The sequence below is a fragment of the Pseudomonas sp. HS6-2 genome, assembly GCF_049325675.2.
GTDB classification, from domain to species: Bacteria; Pseudomonadota; Gammaproteobacteria; order Pseudomonadales; family Pseudomonadaceae; genus Aquipseudomonas; species Aquipseudomonas putida_N.
Genome location: NZ_CM143906.1, coordinates 1,339,599 through 1,356,423, shown reverse-complemented (window position 1 = coordinate 1,356,423; position 16,825 = coordinate 1,339,599). Strand labels below are relative to the sequence as shown.

Sequence of the window (16,825 nt, the reverse complement as noted above, 5' to 3'; positions counted from 1 at the left end):
CCTTCCCCCTCAATCACCGGTGTAGTTGGTGCCGCCGGCGCCGCGCCGGTTGCTTCCCTGATATGTCGCCTCAGGCCCGGATGCCTGAGGGTTCTTCAACTGCTCGATCTGCCGCAGCGCGGCCTGCAGCCTCATGCTGAGCTGGGTCACCAGTTCATCCAGGGCCAGGGCCTCGCCGGTAGCAGCCGCCACAAAGCCCGAGGCGTTGCAGTGGTCGCATGGCAGTTCGTGAAACAAACCCTTGGTGACCGCTCTCCCACGGCACAAAGGGCAATCTTCCAGTTCGATCACGGCCTTTTTGAAGGCTGGGCCGTGCTTCTTCTTCATCCAGCCACCTTCAAGCCTTGGGCAGTAATGGAGTCAACTACCTGGGAGACCCACATCTGCCCATCAGTGGCCAATGGAAGACTCACCTCCACAGCCTCCCGGGACGCCCGCCAAACCAGAAAATAGATCTGGTGAGGGTGAATCAGCTGGCTTTTGCACCAGGCAGCGAACTCTGCATAGCCCGGATGCCCAGTGATTGCCTGCTCCATCACAGTTGGGAGGTCATCGCGCATCTTGCTGTCTTGGCTCATTTCGAATCCTCGCTTATGGTTGATTCCTGAATCACCTTGCAGCCCTCATGCTGCACGGCCTCCAGGCAATTACCCGAAATTGCGTTTCTACCCTCCTTCAACCCGTGAATACGGTCGAAACCCTTGCTGTCTAGAAACGCGTGCCACTGCTCCAGGGCGGCGCGCTTGCGCTCCTCGGCAGTGGTCTGGATGTAGGCCTGGACGTTGTGGCCCATGGCGTGGTTGATCAGCAGCTCGCCGATCAGGAAGTCGATACCCTGGTCGGCCCAGCAGGTCCTGGCCAGCTTGCGCAGGTCGTGGCTGGTCCACTCACCCTGACCCAGGCGGGTGAACACCTCCGAGGCCTGCTTCTCGCTCAGGCACTTGCCGCTCTTGCCCGGGAACAGGTACTGGCCGGTGTAGCCCTTGGCGCGCTGGGTTTCGCGGTACCAGGTCAGCAGCGCGCGCACCTGCTCGGTCAGCGGCAGCGAGTGCTCGGCGCGGGTCTTGGTGTTCTCCGCCGGCAGGTGCCAGTTGCGGATGGCCAGGGCGATGTGTGGCCATTGGGCCTGGCGGGTCTCGCCTAGGCGGTTGCCGTGGCAGAGCATCAGCAGGGCCAGCATGGCGTCGGCTGGCTCGTCGGTGATCACCTCAGCGAGCTGGCTCAGCAGGTCCTCAATCTGCACCCCGCGCAGGCGCGCCGGGCGGGCTTTGATTTTGGCCTTGGTGAAGTCGCTGAACTTGATCCCGGCCATGGGATTGCGGGCGATCAGCCCCAAGGCAGCAGCCTTGCGGAAGGCGTCGATCAGTAGGCCGAACACCAGGCGCACGTACTCGAGCGACAGCTGCTCCTGCATCGGCCAGATCAGCTGGTTGTCCAGGGTACTGTGACTCACAGCAACAAGGGCGAGGCCGCCGATACGCGGCAGCAGGTGGCAGGCAATGGCCGACTTGGCCGTGGCTCTCCGGCTCTTCGACAGGTTGCGGGTGCGCTCGACGCGATCCGCATACCACTCCAGCAGCTCGCCGACCGTCTGCCAGCCCGAGATGGCGGCCTTGCCTTCGCTCAGCAGGCGCTGGCGGATCTCTGGCAGCGAGGCCAAAACAACCTTGGCCGACTGGTCCGGGTAGGTGCCGATCTTGTTCCACTGCTTGCGCACAACGAGATACCAGGTGCCGCGCGGGCGATCCTCGGTGAAGCGCAGGTACAGGCCTGGGTGGCGTGGGTCGCGCAGCAGCACGACATCCAGATCATCCGCCCGGCGGCGCAGCTCGGCATCGGAAAGCGCGACCACGACCGTCATGCGGCCACCGTGGCAGGCAGCAGCAGGTAGGCGCGGATGGCTTCGACGGCGTCGATGTTGCCCCGGCACACGATGGCCAGATAGCCCTGATCGGCGAGCGCCTGCAGGAAAGCGTCCTGGCTCGGTGAAACCGGCGCATCAAACGGCGGCATGGCCTTGAACTCGATGTACAGGCCGAAATAGCCACCGCGCGCCATCGGCAGCACCAGGTCGGGAACACCGGCCTTGACGCCCTGCCCCTTCAGCTTGGCGGCCACGGCCTTGACCCGGTGCCCGCCGTTCGGGACGTGGTAGATCAATTTGTAGGCTTGCGGGTAGCGCAGCTGCAGCTCCTGCATCAGCGCGGCCTGCTCCTGCCCTTCCCTGTCGACGGGCTTGGCGCGAGCCGCTTTGGCCTTGAACGGGCGAAGGGCGGGTACTGTCATGCGACTTCCTTGCGTGCATAGCGGGCCGACAACGGCCGCTCGGATTGGCTTGGGGCCTTGACTGGCGGCTGCCAGCTGGCCGAGAGGGTTTCGAAACGGTTGTACTGGCCGAGGAAGGCTGCGCGGACGGTGCCGGTTTCGATATCGCGACCTTTGCCGACGATGATCTCGGCGACGCCCTTGAACTCGCTGTTTTCGTGGTAGACCTCGTCGCGGTACACGAACAGGATCACGTCGGCGTCCTGCTCGATTGCCCCCGATTCGCGAAGGTCGGAGTTCACTGGGCGCTTGTTCGGGCGCTCCTCGCATTTGCGGGAAAGCTGGCTCAGCAGCACCACCGGAATGCCCAGCTCGCGGGCCAGCAGCTTGCAGCCGCGGCTGATGCTGCTGACCGCTTCAGTGCGGTTGCCGCCCTCGCCGTCCATCAGCTGCAGGTAGTCGACCATCAGGATGTCCAGGCCGTACCGCATCTTGTGCCGGCGTGCCAGCGAGCGGATGCGGCCGACCGTGGCGGCGGCGCGGTCGGCGATGAACAGGTTGGCGTGCTTCAGCTTGGCCGCTGCAGCGCACAACTCGGCGCCATGCGACTCACAGGCTGAGCCGTTCTTGATCAGGTTGAGCGGGATCCGGCCTTCGGCGGCGACGGCGCGGTCGATCAGCTGGCCTTTGCTCATTTCCAGGCTGATGACCAGTCCGGACTTCTTCTGGCGCACCACGGCGTCCAGCACAAAGCCCATGGCCAAGGTGGTCTTACCCATGGCGGGGCGACCCGCAACGATGATCAGCTGCTCAGGCTGCAGGCCCCCCAGCTTCTCGTCCAGGTCAGCCAAGCCGGTCGACAAGCCGATCAGCGTCTCGCCACGTGACAGCCGGTCGTGACGCTCCTGCCATACCTCCAGCTGGTCAGCCATCAGGTCTGCGGCCTTCACGACCTCATCGCCGTCACTGCCAGCGTCGATGCCCATGGCCGCCGCCTGCACGGCCGCGATCTTGTCCTGAATGTCACCACTGCCCTGCACGATCTCCAGGGTGCGGTCGCTCAGTTCGTACAAGGCACGCTCAATGGCTCGATCCCGAACGATGCCAGCGTAGGTGCCAGCGCTAGCCACGCTCGGGGTGTTGTGGACCAGGGAAGCGCAGTGCCCAAGGGCGCGCTCCCCGTTGTGCAGCACGCCGATCTGGTCGGCGACGGTAAGCAAGTCGACGGCCTTGCCAGCAGCGCGCAGAGCCTGGATCCCCCGGAACACCTCGGCGTTCTCGGCGAAGTAGAACGACTCGGGCGACAGGTCATCGGACAGGGTGTCGATCAGCTCCGGGCGCTGCAGCATGGCGCCCAGCAGGCCGTGCTCGGCCTCAGCGTTGTAGGGCTCATGCATGGTAATTGCCCTCCACCACCTTCACGAAGTTGGACGGGGCAATCAGCCAGTCGAACGTGGCGCGGAATGGCTTCGAGCCGTTACGGCCTTCGACCTTGCCCATCAGGAAAGCGGATATGCTCACCTGGAAGAAGTAATCAGCCCAGAAGCCCAGATCGCGGTGCACGTCGCTTTCGCGCCAGCGGGCCTGCAGGGCACGCTTGCGGGTGTCGTTCAGGATTGCGACTGCTGGCAGTTCAGGGAGAGCCTGGTGGTACAGGTCGACAATGGCCTGGTACGGGCACGACTCCATCGCTGGCTTCTGGCGACGAGGTTTCGCTTGAGCGGATTGACCCTCGGCGCCGACGACTACTCCGTCAGGAGTAGTATTTGTATTTCTTTCTTTATTGTGTGTCAGGAACGCCACATTGGACGTGTTGGAAACGCCACACTGTGGCACTTCTTTTGGCTTGTTCGGATGGGTGTTTTTCTTGTCGATCTTCCACTCGCCGACTGGGGCGAAACCGATCGGACTACGGCTACCGCCTTCACGGTGAATAACACCCTGGCGAAGCAGCTCGGAGATTGCGCGAGACACATCCTCGCGACGGATGCCGGACATCTGGGCGATGTACGACGCAGCGATGCAGGCGCTCTCAAGGTTGTAACCAGCGGTTTGGCGGTGGATTGCCAGGGCGACACGAAGCTCGCGGCCTGACAGCTCAGCCCCGATCAGGGCCTCGTACAGGTCGTTGTCCATTCGGGTGAATCCGCTTTTCGGTTGGATGGTGGTGACGGTGCTCACACGCCACCTCCGCACAACGATGCCCGCAGGTGCTCGACACACTCACGACGGAGTGCGGCTTTCGAGGTGGCTGCGTACTGGAGGCGAATCATTCGCGCGGCATGGAGTGCGGCGGATTGGTGGTAGGCTTTCTGGTGCGAAACGGCCAGGGGTGCGGTGTTGCTTGCATCCATTGCAGAGTGCATAATCGACCTCGTTACTTGCTGTTGAAGAAGCCGGGCTGCCACCCGGTTTTTTTATGCCTGCCATTCAGGTACTGGACGGATGAACAGCAGGGCGGCACCACTACTGGCGCAAGGCCAGGTCACGCATAATTCATCTCGTCAGGCCGCAGACTTGTCACAGGCTGGGGGCGGGAAAACATCGTCCAGGCCGCAGACAGCGCCCAGAGAGTTCAGCGCCGACACGATCTTCCGAGCCTCTTCCAGACCTGGGCTGCGGCGGCCAGCCTCATAGTTGGCGACACGCGACTGGTTCCAGTTGAGTGCTCGCCGAAGCGCTGCCTGACTGATCTCCGCCCCCTTTCGGATTTTGCGAATGTTGTTCATAGGGGTTCCTCGTTGACTTGCGCTCAGGATAAACACGCATCGTGTTAATGGCAATCACAAAGAGTGAAAGCACGACATTTCATAACGTGATTAAAATCGCGGCCATGAATGAAACCCTCGGACAACGAATCAAACGCCACCGCAAGGCCGCGGGACTTTCCCAGGCGGCGCTGGCTACCGCTTGCGGATGGAAATCCCAATCGCGAGTGGGTAACTACGAAGCAGACAGCCGCGAGCCATCGCTGGCCGATCTGCGATTGATCGCCAAAGCCCTAGGCGTCGACGAATCTGAGATCATCCTGGACTACAAGCCGAGCGCTCCGGATCCTGCCCAGAATGCTGTCCAGGCGAACGCTACGATGCTGGGCCCGATTGAAGTCTGGGATGACGACACGCCATTGGATGAGGACGAGGTCTATGTGCCATACCTGAAAGAGGTAGAGCTTTCGGCAGGCCAAGGCCGCACCGTTGTTGAGCAGTCCCACACGCGCCGACTCAGGTTTGGCAAACTCACTTTACGGCGCCAGAACGTACAGCCCAGTGAGGCGGTATGCGTTACAGTTGGCGGGAATAGCATGGAGCCGGTGTTGCCAGACGGCAGCACGGTAGGTGTTGACCAAGGCGCTACCAATGTCGTTGATGGCAAGATGTACGCTATCAACCATGGCGGCCAGCTACGCGTGAAAACCCTATACAGGCTCCCTGGCGGAGGTATACGCATGCGAAGCTTTAATCGCGACGAGCATCCCGACGAGGAGTACAGCGCCGAAGAGATGGTGAGCAAAGAGATCATCATCCTCGGGAAGGTCTTCTGGTCCTCAGTCCTCTGGTAACGCACCCCCATCCCACCTGAAGCCCGGCCAAGCGCTGGGCTTTTTATTGCCTTTGATAAAAATAATCACATATCGTGTTGACACGAATAAACACAATGCGTGATATTAGGGCCATGCCGGATCAACACCGGCCAGCAACGAAGGCAGCGATGGACAGGCCTCAACGGTCCAGAGGGGTGGCAACTGCCCCGGGCGTGCAGCGTAAAGCGCCAATGCAGTTATCCAGCGGGAGAACTAGCCGAAAGGCCCGCGGCTGGAGGAACAACCAGAAGATTGCCGCGCAACTGACGCCAGTAGCGGGTCGCGGCAGATTTCACTGGCTGGCCTTGGCGACAGGGCCAGACGGGAAATCACACCCGAGATCAATCATGGACACGATCACTATCGGCGCATGGATAGGCCATCTCGGCCGAGGCCTGGCGCCTCGCGAACTTCAATGCCTTCTGGAGGTTGCCCAGGGCTTCACCACGAAAGAGATCGCCAAGCACTTCGGCATCAGCGAAAGCGGCGTAGAGAAGCGCATCGGCGATGCAATGCTGAAGCTCAAGGTTGCCCGGCGCGCCGCCATGGTCGCCGAGGCCATGCGACGCCAGATCATCAGCCCGCTCTGCATCATGCTCGCCAGTCTCATCGCCATGCATGCGGTGATCGACGACAGCGACCCGATGCGCCGCGACCGCCGCGCCCCTGAGCGCCGCACCGCCCAAGTTCGAATCGTTCGCAAGGCCGAGGCCTACGAGCATCACGCCTGACCCTACCGAGGATCACCCCATGCAGACAGCAATGCACCCTGCCTTCGAGCAGAGGATTGCCGTGCTCGCGGCCCTGCTCGAGCGCAGCAAGTCAGTGAGGGCCGAGGCGCACGCCAAGGTCGGCCAGTCAGCTCCGCGCTATCAGGCATCTGGCAACGGCACGACGTGGGATGTGGTGGAGATCGCCACCGGCGCAAAACAGGGTTTTGCCTACAGCTACCGGGCGGCCATGCGGTTTGTGGATGCGATGGAGGCAGGCGCGGCGAGCAAGCAAGGCGGCATGCAATGAGCAAGCGCAAGCCCCACAACATGCGGGCACGCCTGGAGCGGACCTGCCGGGCGCTGGTCTCTGCCAACCACGCCGCCGTGGTGAACATTGACCCGAGCGGCCAACAGGTGCTGCTGAACTGGAAGAACCTCAAGCAGATCCGGTTGCGCCAGGTCGTCGACGCCGTCTGCGACATCCCGCACCGCTGGACCATTTACCTCAGCGTGCTGTGCCGGACGGAGTTCGGCGAGCGTTACCACAAATCGATCGAGGTCGCTCCACAGGGCAACTACCGGGCCGAGCACCTGACCGATGTAATCGAGGCTACCTACACCGACCTGCGGGCCACAGCCAACCCCAAACACCTGGTGGCGGCCGGCTGGATCGCCATACCCATAGACACAACGCTCGACGAAGCAGAGGCCGCAAAGATCTTTGCCGCTGTCGGCGCCTGGAATCAGCAGAAAGCAGCATGAAACGCATCACCGCGCGCGCCCGGCACGGCCGGCGCCAGCAGCACATCACTTTGCCGCCTAGCGGCATCCACCCCAAGGAGTCGAAGCAATGTCCACCCCAACCAATACTGCCGAGTTCCTCGAAGAGCTGAACGGCGGTGCCTTCGCCAGCCAGGTCGGTCACGCCCTGTCCGAGGTCGCCGCCGGCGTGGTGGATCACGGCAAGGCCGGCAAGGTAACCATCACCCTGGACTTCAGCCGAGTCGGCGAGTCCAGCCAGGTCAAGATCAAGCACAAGCTTGAGTACAAGGCCCCCACCAAGCGCGGCACCCGCAGTGAGAACACCAGCCTCGACACGCCGATGCATGTCGGCACCGGCGGCAAGCTCTCCCTGTTCCCCGAAAAGCACGACCAGCTCTTCACCCGTGACGAAGCACCTGTACACCCACGCTCGTAACTCACAGAACCTACAAGGAAAAAGCGAATGTCTTTCAGCAAAGAAGCTCTGCAGCTCATCGGCGATCAGGTCTTGGCGGCCGCCGGCAAATCCCTGGACACCAACACCCCTACCGTCATCGTTCCGGACAGTGCCACTGTGATCGACCTGGAACGCTTCCAGTTTGGCCGCAGTCGCTTCCGCGGTACCTACGCGACGCACTCGCTGGCCGACTACAGCGCCTACGTCGTCGAGCGCGCCGCGCCAGCGGCCCGAGGTTTCATCGACCAGGACGCTATGAGCTGTGTCGTGCTGTTCAACATCGGCACCGCCGATAATCCAGGCCACGCCGATGATCGCGCCGTGCTGCGCCTCAAGGCTTCAGCTGCCTTCGCAGCCGTACAGGCGGTTTGTGGCCAGAGCCTGGCACAAAAGACCATGAGCGACTGGATCGAAGACTGGAATCAGCATCTGGCGGCGTCTGATGAGAACGGCGCCACCATGTCGATCGCCAAGGCCATTGCTGCGGTCCGCACTATCACCGTGAAGGCCTCGTCGGAGAGCGATCACGCCGTGGGTGAAACCCGCGCCAGCCGCAGCACCATGGACCAGATCGAGGCCAGCAGCAAAGAAACCCTGCCGGCGTGGCTGGACTTTAAGGTCATTCCGTTCGAAGGCTTGGGCGAGCAAGTAATCCGCCTGCGCGTATCCGTCATCACTGGCGGTTCGCAACCGGTGCTAAAGCTGCGCTGGATCGGCGAAGAGGCACAGCGCGAAGCCATCGCCCAAGAGTTCAAGGCTGTGCTCGACGCCAAGGTTGGGTCTGCGGCGAAGCTGTCCCTGGGCACCTTTGACGCCAAGTAATCCATCCTGCGGCCCCGAACCCCGGGGCCGTTGCCTTGGCATGGAGAAAACCATGATCGAAGCCACCGAGAAGCAGCTAAACCTGCTCTGGCATACCCTGGGCCTCAATCCAGGCAGCCGCACTGGCGGCAGAAACTACTTCCTCACCAGCCCCGGCTATGACGACGCCAACAACCTTGATGTGCTGGTAGAGGCAGGACTGATGACTCGAGGCAAGGCGCCAGCGTTCTGTGGTGCGAATGACGTGGTGTACCGGGCAACGCCTGAAGGGAGGCAGTTTGCGCTGACCAAGCTGCCCCCGCCGCCGCCTCCGAGAAAGTACACTAGGTTCGATGCCTATCTCGACGAGTGCGAGTGCTATGACGGCTTCGCGCACTTCCTAGGGATCAATCAGCCCCAGATCCAGCAGCGCGGCGACTGGGGAAACTACGAATACCGGATGGTGCGCTACCCCCGCGGTAGCGCCTACTGCGAGCATCGTCGCCCTACCAGATTTGCTTACTGGTCGCCCTACCAGACCCTTGAAGTTGCTGGTGAGTGGGCTCCGACCATGAAGGCGGCCAAGGCCAGCTACAAGGAAGCCCTGCGGCTCCAGCTGGCTCAGCGCCGCGCCGAGAAGAAGCGCCTCGCTGCCTGACTCTCCCGCGCCGCCCCCATCACCTTCCCCTATTCAACGATAACGCCTCCCCGGCGAGGGCGGCGCCTGCACGCTAGGACAAAGACATGACCGAACATCGGCACGACGAAAGCAAGCTTGAACGGATCATCCGCAAGATCAAGCGCTGCCTGGCCCTCTCGAAAAGCTCGAACGAAACCGAGGCGGCTACTGCCATGCGCCAGGCTCAGGCGCTGATGCGCGAGTATCGCCTCACCGAGATTGATGTTCATCTCAGCGATGTGGGCGAGGTCGAATCGGAAAGCTCAAGACCCAAGCGACGCCCAACCTGGGATCGACAGCTGGGCGCGATTGTCGGAGAGGCGTTTAGCGTTCGCTCGTTCTCTCAGCGACAGTGGTGCAAATCTACTCGAAGAGTCGTTGAGCGCGAGTTGTATGTGGGGGTGAATCCCGCGCCACAGATCGCGATGTATGCATACGAAGCGCTGCTGACAAAGCTGACAATTGCTCGTCGCGAATACGTATCTCGGGTGCGAAAAGGCGAGCAGCGCAGCCACTATTCCCCTGAGACCGCAGGCGACCATTTTGCACTGGCCTGGGTTTCGGCCGTGTACGAAAAGATCCATCTGTTGGTACCGCGCGGCGAGGAAGATCCGGCAATAGGTATGCAATCCACTGGCCGAGACCTGTTGGCCGTGGAGGCGCAGGACCAGGCCCTGATCGAGCAGTTTCTTTCGGGTCGCGAGATTGGCAAGGCTCGGAAAACGCGGGAGGTTGAGCTTGACCTGAATGCGCATATCGCCGGCCTGCTGGCTGGTGAGCGGGTCGATTTGAACCCGGGGCTGGCCACAGGCGGCGAAGCCCAACTGCAGCTGGCGTAAGGGAATACCATGACCACAGCAATCGACCTATTCGCCGGTATGGGCGGATGGAGCACCGGCACGCGCGCCGCAGGCGTTCAGGTTCTCTGGGCAGCAAACCACTGGCCAGAGGCCGTGAAGTGGCACGCAGCCAATCACCAGGACACCGACCACGTCTGCCAGGACCTGCACCAGGCCAACTGGGCGGCGGTGCCACGCTCGGATATCGGGATCGCCTCCCCATGCTGCCAGGGCCACGCAAAGGCACGCGGCAAAAAGAACGGCAATCCAGAGCATGATGCTTCGCGGTCAACAGCCTGGGCGGTGCCATCTGCTGCTGAAGTACTGGATCAGGATGCTTGGGTGGTCGAGAACGTGCCCGAGTTCGTGAACTGGGTGCTCTACCCCAGCTGGGTAGATGCGATGCGGCGCCTGGGCTACCAGGTCGCGCCGCACATCGTAGATTGTGCCGACCTGGGCGTCCCGCAGCACCGTGTGCGCCTGTTCCTGATCTGTACCAAGAGCAAAGCGCCGATTCAGCTGCAATTGCAACAGTGCGAGCACGTTCCGGCCAGCAGCTTCCTCGACTTCGACGCCGGGCGTTGGTCGCAGATCGAGAAGCCAGGCCGGGCCCAGGCCACTCTCGAAAGGGTGCGCAACGGCCGCCAGCGCTTCGGCGACCGCTTCATCATGCCTTACTACGGCAAAGGATCTGGAACCATCGGCCGCGATATCAACCGGCCGATCGGAACCATCACCACCCTGGACCGCTGGGCCTTGGTCGACGGCGACCGCATGCGGATGCTCAGCGCCAGCGAGGCCCTGGCCGCCATGTCGTTCCCTGCTGGCACCCTGCGCCCGGACAACCACCGGCTGACCATGCATATGGCCGGCAACGCGGTACCGCCGCTGGCGGGACAACGCGTAATCGAAGCTCTTCTGAAAGCCGCATAGGCCGGAGTTACCCATGCCCACAGAGAACCGATCCAGCAACACCAAGATGGCCGTAAAGCTGCAGCCGTGCCCGTACTGCGGCCAGCAAGACGCCTTTGTAGAGCAACTGGACAGCGATGCCTCAGTAGTCATCTGCCAGGGCCGCACGGGCAAGCACTCTGCTTGCCTTGCTCGCGGGCCAGTTGGGGTTCAGCAGCACGAATGCGAGGATCAGCCAGGACATGACCAGGCGGTGCAAGAGTGGAACAACCGCGCTGCCCCGCAGCCCCACGCCGAGCCTATAGCGTGGATAGTTGATACTGCCATCTGGTGGACTAAAGAAGAGGCGGAGCGGGATGCTACTTCAACTGGCAAGCCAATGATTCCGTTCGGCCCGATGACAACCGTCTGCAGTCCAGCCAAGCAGCCGGAGAGGTCTGGCTTATTCAGCGACGAAGATCGATACCTGCTTTGTCGTGAGGAGCTTCGCGAATGCGAGGATGAGCGCTCAGCCTTGAGTGATGAGGCCCGCGGGCTTCGCGACCGTGCTGCCAAGCTGGATGCACTACTTGCTGAGGCATTGCTTGCCATTGAGGGTGGTTGCCACGCCGTTTCGCTGCCGGCGCGCATCAAAGCCGAACTATGTTGCGATGACGAGCAGGATCCGCCTTCAGGATACTTTTTCGATACCGGGCCGTACCAGGTGGAGCTCGGCGAGGAGCAATGGCTCAAGGCTCTTTCTGTCTTCGACAACTACACCCAAGGCAACCAAGACACCTTTGCCTGCCCAAGCGACAACCTGCGCGGCCTAGTCAGCGAAATCCTGATCGAATTGAGCCTTGCACCAGCGGTTGATTGACTGCACCTCGACAAGAGCACATTTGTACTCCACCCCGCTGTAACCCCTCTCCCCTCTATTCACTGCCGCGATATGGCGGCCAAGGAGCACCCGTGCGCCTGAAGAAAGCTGAGCGCGAGCAGGTCCGCCTGAAGTACGGCGGCCGCTGCGCCTATTGCGGCAACGACCTGGGCGAGCGCTGGCACGCTGACCACTTCGCCCCGGTGATCCGGTTGCCCGATAAGCGCGTGGCCGAGCAGCTGCAGAACCACAACGTGGCCAACATGATGCCGGCCTGCGTGCCCTGCAACCTGAGTAAGTCCCGCATGCAGCTTGAGGACTGGCGCCGCTGGCTTGCCGGCCATGTCAACAGCCTCAACCAGTACCACCCTATCTACCGCCTGGCCAAGGCCTACGGCTTGATCGCCGAGACCGGCGCCGGGGTCGTCTTCCACTTCGAGAAGGTAAGACAGCCATGACCCGCCTCGCCCTCTTCCTCCTGCTGCTGGCCACCGGCGCCAGCGCAGACCCTTTGCCACGTTACGTCGAGCGCATCCACGACAGCGAGCGTGCAGTCACCTGCTGGGTCGCCAGCGCAGGTATGGGGATCGGCATCAGCTGCATCCCCGACAGCCAGCTGCAGGCCGGCAACCAGCGCCAGCTCTCGCCGCACGAAACCCAACCCGAACCTACACCCGCTCTGGCGCCTGGGCGCTGGATTGAAGAGAGGTATGAGCTCTGATGGACAAGTACATGGAAAACGCATCCCTTCGCAGGGAAATCGAGCACCACAAGGAAGTCATTGCCCAGCTGCGTGCCGATAATCCCACGCAGTGCGAGGCTAGTGCGACTATCGCATTGACCGCCCGAGTGGAGCCCAAGAACTCCACCTACTTCCTGCAAGCCGCCATTGATGTGCAGGCCGAGCGCGGCAAGCAGTACGACGCCCCGGGCGGCGAGCGCAGCATGGGCCGCACCGTGCAGGCATTCAACGCCATCACCGGTCGCGACCTCACAGAGGCCGAAGGGTGGCTGCTGCTCCAGGTTCTGAAGGATGTGCGCCAGTGGCAGAACCCCGGCAAATTCCACGAAGACAGCGCGCTGGATGGCGTGGCGTACTCCTCACTAAAGGCTGAAGCTCTGGCCGCGGGGGATCGGCCATGAGAACACTCGGGCAGATCATCGAAGACGCCCGATCCGGCGAGCGCCCCGACTACGACGAGCTGCGCCTGGCAGTGTGCGTCATGGACATCCTAATGACCTTCGACCGGCAGGCTATCTGGAAGCTGGCCGAGGGCGAACACAAGGGCAAGAAACCGATTTTGGTCTGGAGCAGCCTCTGGCAGCGCGACGAGAACTTCACTCGAGTGAAGGGCGCCATGGCGAAAGACCCGAAGTCGTACCTCGGCCCGAACCAAGACCCGGACAGCCCTGCGGTGCAAGAGCGCCGGCGCATGTCGATCGCGATCATGGATGGCGTTGTACGCCGCGCACAGGAGAAGAAGCAATGATCCTGCCCCTGATGTACATGGCCTACCTGGTATGGAAGGCGCCGCGATGAGCGCTGTGGCCAAAGTCCTCGATCCCTGCAGCGCCAGCCGCATGATGTGGTTCGACAAGGAAGATCAGCGCGCCCTGTTCGGCGACATCCGCGACGAAGAGCACCTGCTGTGCGACGGAAGGGTACTGAAGGTCGAGCCTGATGTGCTCATGGACTTCCGGCACTTGCCTTTCGCGGCCTCAACGTTCCGCTTGGTCGTCTTCGATCCCCCGCACCTTACCCGCGCCGGCGTGGACAGCTGGATGAGGGCCAAGTACGGGGTGCTCACCAGCGACTGGCGGGAGGACATCCGCCAAGGTTTTGCCGAATGCTTCCGCGTGCTGGAGCCCGAGGGGATCCTGATCTTCAAGTGGAACGAAACCCAGGTGCTGGTCAGCGAGCTGTTGGCCCTAACCCACGAAAAGCCGCTGTTTGGCCATAAGTCCGGCAAGCGCGAAAAGACGCACTGGATCACCTTCATGAAGCGCCCAGCAGCCTAACCCCTCCACCTGCAACTCAAGCCCGCCGACATGCGCGGGCATGGAGAGACTCATGCTCAATTTCTTGGCCCGCCTGTTCAAGCGCAGGAAGAAGCCGGCACAACGCGCCGCGCTCGGCCCGACCGGGTATGCCCGTGGCCACAGCCCGGCATCCGGTCGGCAAGACCCGATGCTCGACCCGCTCAACCCCATGAGCCCGGTCAGCCCCATGTACCCCACCCACCTGACGGACAGCTACGAGCCGGCGCGCTCCAGCAGTGCCTGCACCAGCCGGGACTACAGCAGCTACGACAGCGGGAGCAGCTATTCGTCGAGCGACAGCAGCAGCTCCGGCGATAGCGGATCCAGCTCGAGCAGCTGCGACTGACCACCAACCTGCCGCCACCGGCGGCGTGGAGAGAAACCATGTTCATGACACCGGATGAGGTAGCCGACATGACGGGCTACCTCCGCCCTAAGGACCAGGTCCGCTGGTTGCAGGCAGAGAAATTTGGGTATGTGCTGGGCGCCGACGGGAAGCCGAAGGTGCTGAGACAAGTCGTGCTCGCCCGTCTGGGCGGGCATGCTGAGAAGAAAGGACCGGAACTCCGGTTTTGATAGAAGGGACGACCGATGAGGCCGCGAAAGAAGGATAGGCACCTGCCGCCGTGCATGTACATGAAGCACGGCGCCTACTACCTGGTGAAGAAAGGGAAGTGGGAGCGCCTTGATAGCGATTATCAGGGCGCCCTACTCGCCTACGCCAAGATCATGGGCGGCAAGGGCAAAGGCGGAATGCCCAAGCTGATCGACGAAGCGTTGGACGCCATGCGTGGGCGGCTAGCAGTAAACACCGTGAAGCAATACGAGGCAGCCTCGGCAAAGCTGAAGCATCACCTGGCCGAGTTTGAACCCCGCCAGGTTCTGCCACGGCACGTTGCAGCGCTGAAGCTGCATATGTCCGACACCCCGAACATGGCCAACCGGGTGATCTCGTTCCTCCGGATGGTGTTCGCCTACGCGCTGGAACAGCAGATCGTCGATTCCAACCCCTGCACCGGAATCAAGCGACACAGCGAGAAGAAACGGGACCGGTACATCACCGACGAGGAGTTTGCAGCTATCTGCGACGCGGCGTCTCCGTACATCCGTTCGATCCTTGAAATGTGCTACCTGACAGGGCAGCGCATTGGCGACGTGCTGGCCATCAAGCTCTCGGACATCAGCGACAAGGGCATTGCCTTCGACCAGCAGAAGACCGGCGCCAAGCTCATTGTGGGCATGACACCGGACCTTGAGCAGCTGATCGCCAGGGCCAAGGCCATCCCCAGAAAGGTGCGCGGGCTCACACTGTTCTGCACCCGCGGCGGCGGCAAGCCGGTCTCCTACGAGACGGTCAAGGATGCCTTCAAGAAAGCATGCGAAAAGGCAAAAGTCACAGGAGCCACTATCCACGACCTCCGGGCCAAGTCACTGACCGACACTGACAAGCAGGGAAATGACGCTCAGAAGCTCGGCGGCCACACTGACGCCAAGATGACGAAGCGATACTTGCGGCTTCGCGAGATTGACGTAGCGCAGCCTCCTGCTATGCCGAAAGCTAAGCGGAAAACTGAATGATCGCCTGCCCTGACTGATTCTCGATGATCTTCCCCGCGTTCGAGGACGCAAGTGTGTGCATATACGCATGGTGTACGGTCAGCACTAGATCCTGCAGAATCTGGTCACCTTCAAGAGCTGTGACCTTGAGCCCAAAGCCGATAGCGTCATCCATGTGCAGGTGCCGCTCGTGCGTTTTTGTGCCCGCGTGATCATTCAGCGCAGTGACGATTGCTTCAGCCTTCGTAAGCGCGTCGTCATCATCCTTGAACATGCCGCTGATCAACCACATCTTGACGATGTCGCCAGCATGCTCGATAGCCTTTTCGCATTCCCCTAGGAAAGATGGGTGATACTTGGCAATGAGAGCTTGCCAGATAGGGATCGAACCAGGGTCAGCTTTGACCGCCTCCACTGCATTCTGGAACTCCTCCAGTACGCCGTATGCTGGAATGCCGCCAAATTGAGGGTCGAACGGGCCGATGTTCGACTGCTTCCCCATCACCAATTCTTTGCAAGCGCAGGCAATCATGGTCCCCGCCGACATAGAAATCTGCGGGATGATGGCGCGGATGTCAGTGCCAAACATCTGGCGTAGGTAATGAACGATCGACTCAGTCGCAGCAATGTTGCCGCCCGGCGTATGGAGGAGCAGGTCCAAGCCTTTGCTTCGATCCATCTGATAAACAGCGTTCATGAACCCGTTCTTGTCGTCGTCATTCACGCTCGACAAGCTGAAGCCGGGCTTCTGAAGCCATCCGGAGTAATAGCAGATGATGTTGCGACCGGTGTGCTGGTGGAGGCGGGAGATATACCGGCGTCTTACACGATCGATGCTGTCCTGCGCCCCCATCTGCTGCTCAACAATGATTTCTTGTAATACTTCATTCCAGCTCGGCATACGATCATCCATAAAAAAGCCCGGCAGCGCCGGGCTTAGTACCTAAAGAAGCATCAGCGCTTAGTGATGGTCTCGAAAGCGTTTACAGCATAGGAAACGTTGGAGTCCTGTAGCACGGATGCCTTCTTGAACATGTCGGCAGTGCCAGGCGGGACCTGCTGATAGGGGGTTTGCGAATAGGGGATCTTAAGAAGGGCAAACCCAGCTTCAAAATTGGTTCGTGCGTTTTGCATGATTTTAGGCTCCGGTCCAACGTGTCCATACGCGTTTGGTGGGCGGCGATACTATCAACACACCCATGGTGAGAAAAGCACATTTTTTCAGCTTTTTCACTAGGTCAGACAAAAGGTTGTGCACAGCGTTCGAAATTTGACTCCACAGGTTATCCACAGCAAACGCTATGCCAAATCGTGCAAAATGCCACTAAAGAGCCATCAAAATCGGATCTTCGGGCCGC

At 61.4% G+C, this 16,825-nt stretch carries 26 protein-coding genes; 18 read left to right on the top strand and 8 right to left on the bottom strand.

The window, feature by feature from the left end; genetic code table 11:
• Positions 1–9: 9 nt before the first annotated feature.
• The 7 genes from ACOKS3_RS06275 to ACOKS3_RS06245 all read right to left on the bottom strand — a co-directional run bounded on the left by ACOKS3_RS06275 (position 10) and on the right by ACOKS3_RS06245 (position 4,994).
• On the bottom strand, positions 10–327 hold the full coding sequence (locus tag ACOKS3_RS06275; RefSeq protein ID WP_422763451.1) for a hypothetical protein: 318 nt from the start codon (positions 325–327) through the stop codon (positions 10–12).
• The gene (locus tag ACOKS3_RS06270) at positions 324–578 is read right to left on the bottom strand and encodes a hypothetical protein (RefSeq protein ID WP_422763452.1); all 255 of its coding nucleotides are present in this window, start codon (positions 576–578) and stop codon (positions 324–326) included. Before ACOKS3_RS06270 ends, ACOKS3_RS06275 begins: the two co-directional genes overlap by 4 nt.
• Positions 575–1,861, bottom strand: a complete 1,287-nt coding sequence (locus ACOKS3_RS06265) for a tyrosine-type recombinase/integrase (RefSeq protein WP_422763454.1) — start codon at positions 1,859–1,861, stop codon at positions 575–577. The genes ACOKS3_RS06270 and ACOKS3_RS06265 overlap by 4 nt, the downstream gene beginning before the upstream one ends.
• Complete coding sequence (locus ACOKS3_RS06260) at positions 1,858–2,286, bottom strand: VRR-NUC domain-containing protein (protein ID WP_422763455.1); 429 nt, start codon at positions 2,284–2,286, stop codon at positions 1,858–1,860. Before ACOKS3_RS06260 ends, ACOKS3_RS06265 begins: the two co-directional genes overlap by 4 nt.
• Positions 2,283–3,662: a replicative DNA helicase gene (dnaB, locus tag ACOKS3_RS06255; protein ID WP_422763456.1), complete on the bottom strand. Its 1,380-nt coding sequence runs from the start codon at positions 3,660–3,662 to the stop codon at positions 2,283–2,285. Before dnaB ends, ACOKS3_RS06260 begins: the two co-directional genes overlap by 4 nt.
• Positions 3,655–4,446: a replication protein gene (locus tag ACOKS3_RS06250; protein WP_422763457.1), complete on the bottom strand. Its 792-nt coding sequence runs from the start codon at positions 4,444–4,446 to the stop codon at positions 3,655–3,657. Before ACOKS3_RS06250 ends, dnaB begins: the two co-directional genes overlap by 8 nt.
• 323 nt (positions 4,447–4,769) lie before the next feature.
• Positions 4,770–4,994, bottom strand: a complete 225-nt coding sequence (locus ACOKS3_RS06245) for a helix-turn-helix transcriptional regulator (RefSeq protein ID WP_422763458.1) — start codon at positions 4,992–4,994, stop codon at positions 4,770–4,772.
• Positions 4,995–5,098: 104 nt separating this feature from the next.
• Between ACOKS3_RS06245 and ACOKS3_RS06240 the strand changes: the two genes are divergently transcribed.
• The 18 genes from ACOKS3_RS06240 (at position 5,099) to ACOKS3_RS06155 (ending at position 15,488) form a co-directional block, all read left to right on the top strand.
• Positions 5,099–5,827 carry an XRE family transcriptional regulator gene (locus ACOKS3_RS06240; RefSeq protein WP_422763502.1) on the top strand — a complete coding sequence of 243 codons (729 nt, stop codon included), beginning with the start codon at positions 5,099–5,101 and terminating at the stop codon, positions 5,825–5,827.
• A gap of 368 nt (positions 5,828–6,195) precedes the next feature.
• Positions 6,196–6,579, top strand: a complete 384-nt coding sequence (locus tag ACOKS3_RS06235) for a LuxR C-terminal-related transcriptional regulator (protein WP_422763459.1) — start codon at positions 6,196–6,198, stop codon at positions 6,577–6,579.
• A 19-nt stretch (positions 6,580–6,598) separates the two neighbouring features.
• Complete coding sequence (locus ACOKS3_RS06230; protein ID WP_422763460.1) at positions 6,599–6,868, top strand: hypothetical protein; 270 nt, start codon at positions 6,599–6,601, stop codon at positions 6,866–6,868.
• Positions 6,865–7,323: a hypothetical protein gene (locus ACOKS3_RS06225; RefSeq protein ID WP_422763461.1), complete on the top strand. Its 459-nt coding sequence runs from the start codon at positions 6,865–6,867 to the stop codon at positions 7,321–7,323. The genes ACOKS3_RS06230 and ACOKS3_RS06225 overlap by 4 nt, the downstream gene beginning before the upstream one ends.
• Before the next feature lie 88 nt (positions 7,324–7,411).
• The gene (locus ACOKS3_RS06220; protein ID WP_169775109.1) at positions 7,412–7,759 is read left to right on the top strand and encodes a hypothetical protein; all 348 of its coding nucleotides are present in this window, start codon (positions 7,412–7,414) and stop codon (positions 7,757–7,759) included.
• A 27-nt stretch (positions 7,760–7,786) separates the two neighbouring features.
• A complete protein-coding gene (locus ACOKS3_RS06215; protein ID WP_422763462.1) occupies positions 7,787–8,602 on the top strand; it encodes a DUF2303 family protein in 816 nt (271 codons plus the stop codon).
• 52 nt (positions 8,603–8,654) lie between these two features.
• Positions 8,655–9,239: a hypothetical protein gene (locus ACOKS3_RS06210; protein WP_422763463.1), complete on the top strand. Its 585-nt coding sequence runs from the start codon at positions 8,655–8,657 to the stop codon at positions 9,237–9,239.
• 86 nt (positions 9,240–9,325) lie between these two features.
• The gene (locus ACOKS3_RS06205; protein ID WP_422763464.1) at positions 9,326–10,099 is read left to right on the top strand and encodes a DUF2786 domain-containing protein; all 774 of its coding nucleotides are present in this window, start codon (positions 9,326–9,328) and stop codon (positions 10,097–10,099) included.
• Between the two features lie 9 nt (positions 10,100–10,108).
• Entirely contained in the window at positions 10,109–11,032 is a 924-nt protein-coding gene (locus ACOKS3_RS06200) for a DNA cytosine methyltransferase (RefSeq protein ID WP_422763465.1), read from the top strand.
• A 13-nt stretch (positions 11,033–11,045) separates the two neighbouring features.
• Positions 11,046–11,870, top strand: a complete 825-nt coding sequence (locus tag ACOKS3_RS06195) for a hypothetical protein (protein WP_422763466.1) — start codon at positions 11,046–11,048, stop codon at positions 11,868–11,870.
• Positions 11,871–11,962: 92 nt separating this feature from the next.
• Positions 11,963–12,328 (top strand): HNH endonuclease, encoded by a 366-nt coding sequence (locus ACOKS3_RS06190; RefSeq protein WP_422763467.1) that lies wholly within the window; start codon positions 11,963–11,965, stop codon positions 12,326–12,328.
• Positions 12,325–12,591: a hypothetical protein gene (locus ACOKS3_RS06185; protein ID WP_422763468.1), complete on the top strand. Its 267-nt coding sequence runs from the start codon at positions 12,325–12,327 to the stop codon at positions 12,589–12,591. Before ACOKS3_RS06190 ends, ACOKS3_RS06185 begins: the two co-directional genes overlap by 4 nt.
• 11 nt (positions 12,592–12,602) lie before the next feature.
• Complete coding sequence (locus tag ACOKS3_RS06180) at positions 12,603–13,013, top strand: hypothetical protein (RefSeq protein ID WP_422763469.1); 411 nt, start codon at positions 12,603–12,605, stop codon at positions 13,011–13,013.
• On the top strand, positions 13,010–13,360 hold the full coding sequence (locus tag ACOKS3_RS06175; RefSeq protein ID WP_422763470.1) for a hypothetical protein: 351 nt from the start codon (positions 13,010–13,012) through the stop codon (positions 13,358–13,360). Before ACOKS3_RS06180 ends, ACOKS3_RS06175 begins: the two co-directional genes overlap by 4 nt.
• A 46-nt stretch (positions 13,361–13,406) precedes the next feature.
• Entirely contained in the window at positions 13,407–13,889 is a 483-nt protein-coding gene (locus tag ACOKS3_RS06170) for a class I SAM-dependent methyltransferase (protein ID WP_422763472.1), read from the top strand.
• A gap of 52 nt (positions 13,890–13,941) precedes the next feature.
• A complete protein-coding gene (locus tag ACOKS3_RS06165; RefSeq protein ID WP_422763473.1) occupies positions 13,942–14,256 on the top strand; it encodes a hypothetical protein in 315 nt (104 codons plus the stop codon).
• 38 nt (positions 14,257–14,294) lie between these two features.
• A complete protein-coding gene (locus ACOKS3_RS06160) occupies positions 14,295–14,486 on the top strand; it encodes a DUF4224 domain-containing protein (protein ID WP_039614784.1) in 192 nt (63 codons plus the stop codon).
• A gap of 15 nt (positions 14,487–14,501) precedes the next feature.
• Positions 14,502–15,488 (top strand): tyrosine-type recombinase/integrase, encoded by a 987-nt coding sequence (locus ACOKS3_RS06155; protein WP_422763474.1) that lies wholly within the window; start codon positions 14,502–14,504, stop codon positions 15,486–15,488.
• On the opposite strand, the gene ACOKS3_RS06150 is transcribed toward ACOKS3_RS06155, so the two are convergent.
• Positions 15,469–16,368, bottom strand: a complete 900-nt coding sequence (locus ACOKS3_RS06150; protein ID WP_422763475.1) for an SDH family Clp fold serine proteinase — start codon at positions 16,366–16,368, stop codon at positions 15,469–15,471. The two genes, ACOKS3_RS06155 and ACOKS3_RS06150, sit on opposite strands and share 20 nt — an antisense overlap.
• Positions 16,369–16,825 lie beyond the last annotated feature (457 nt).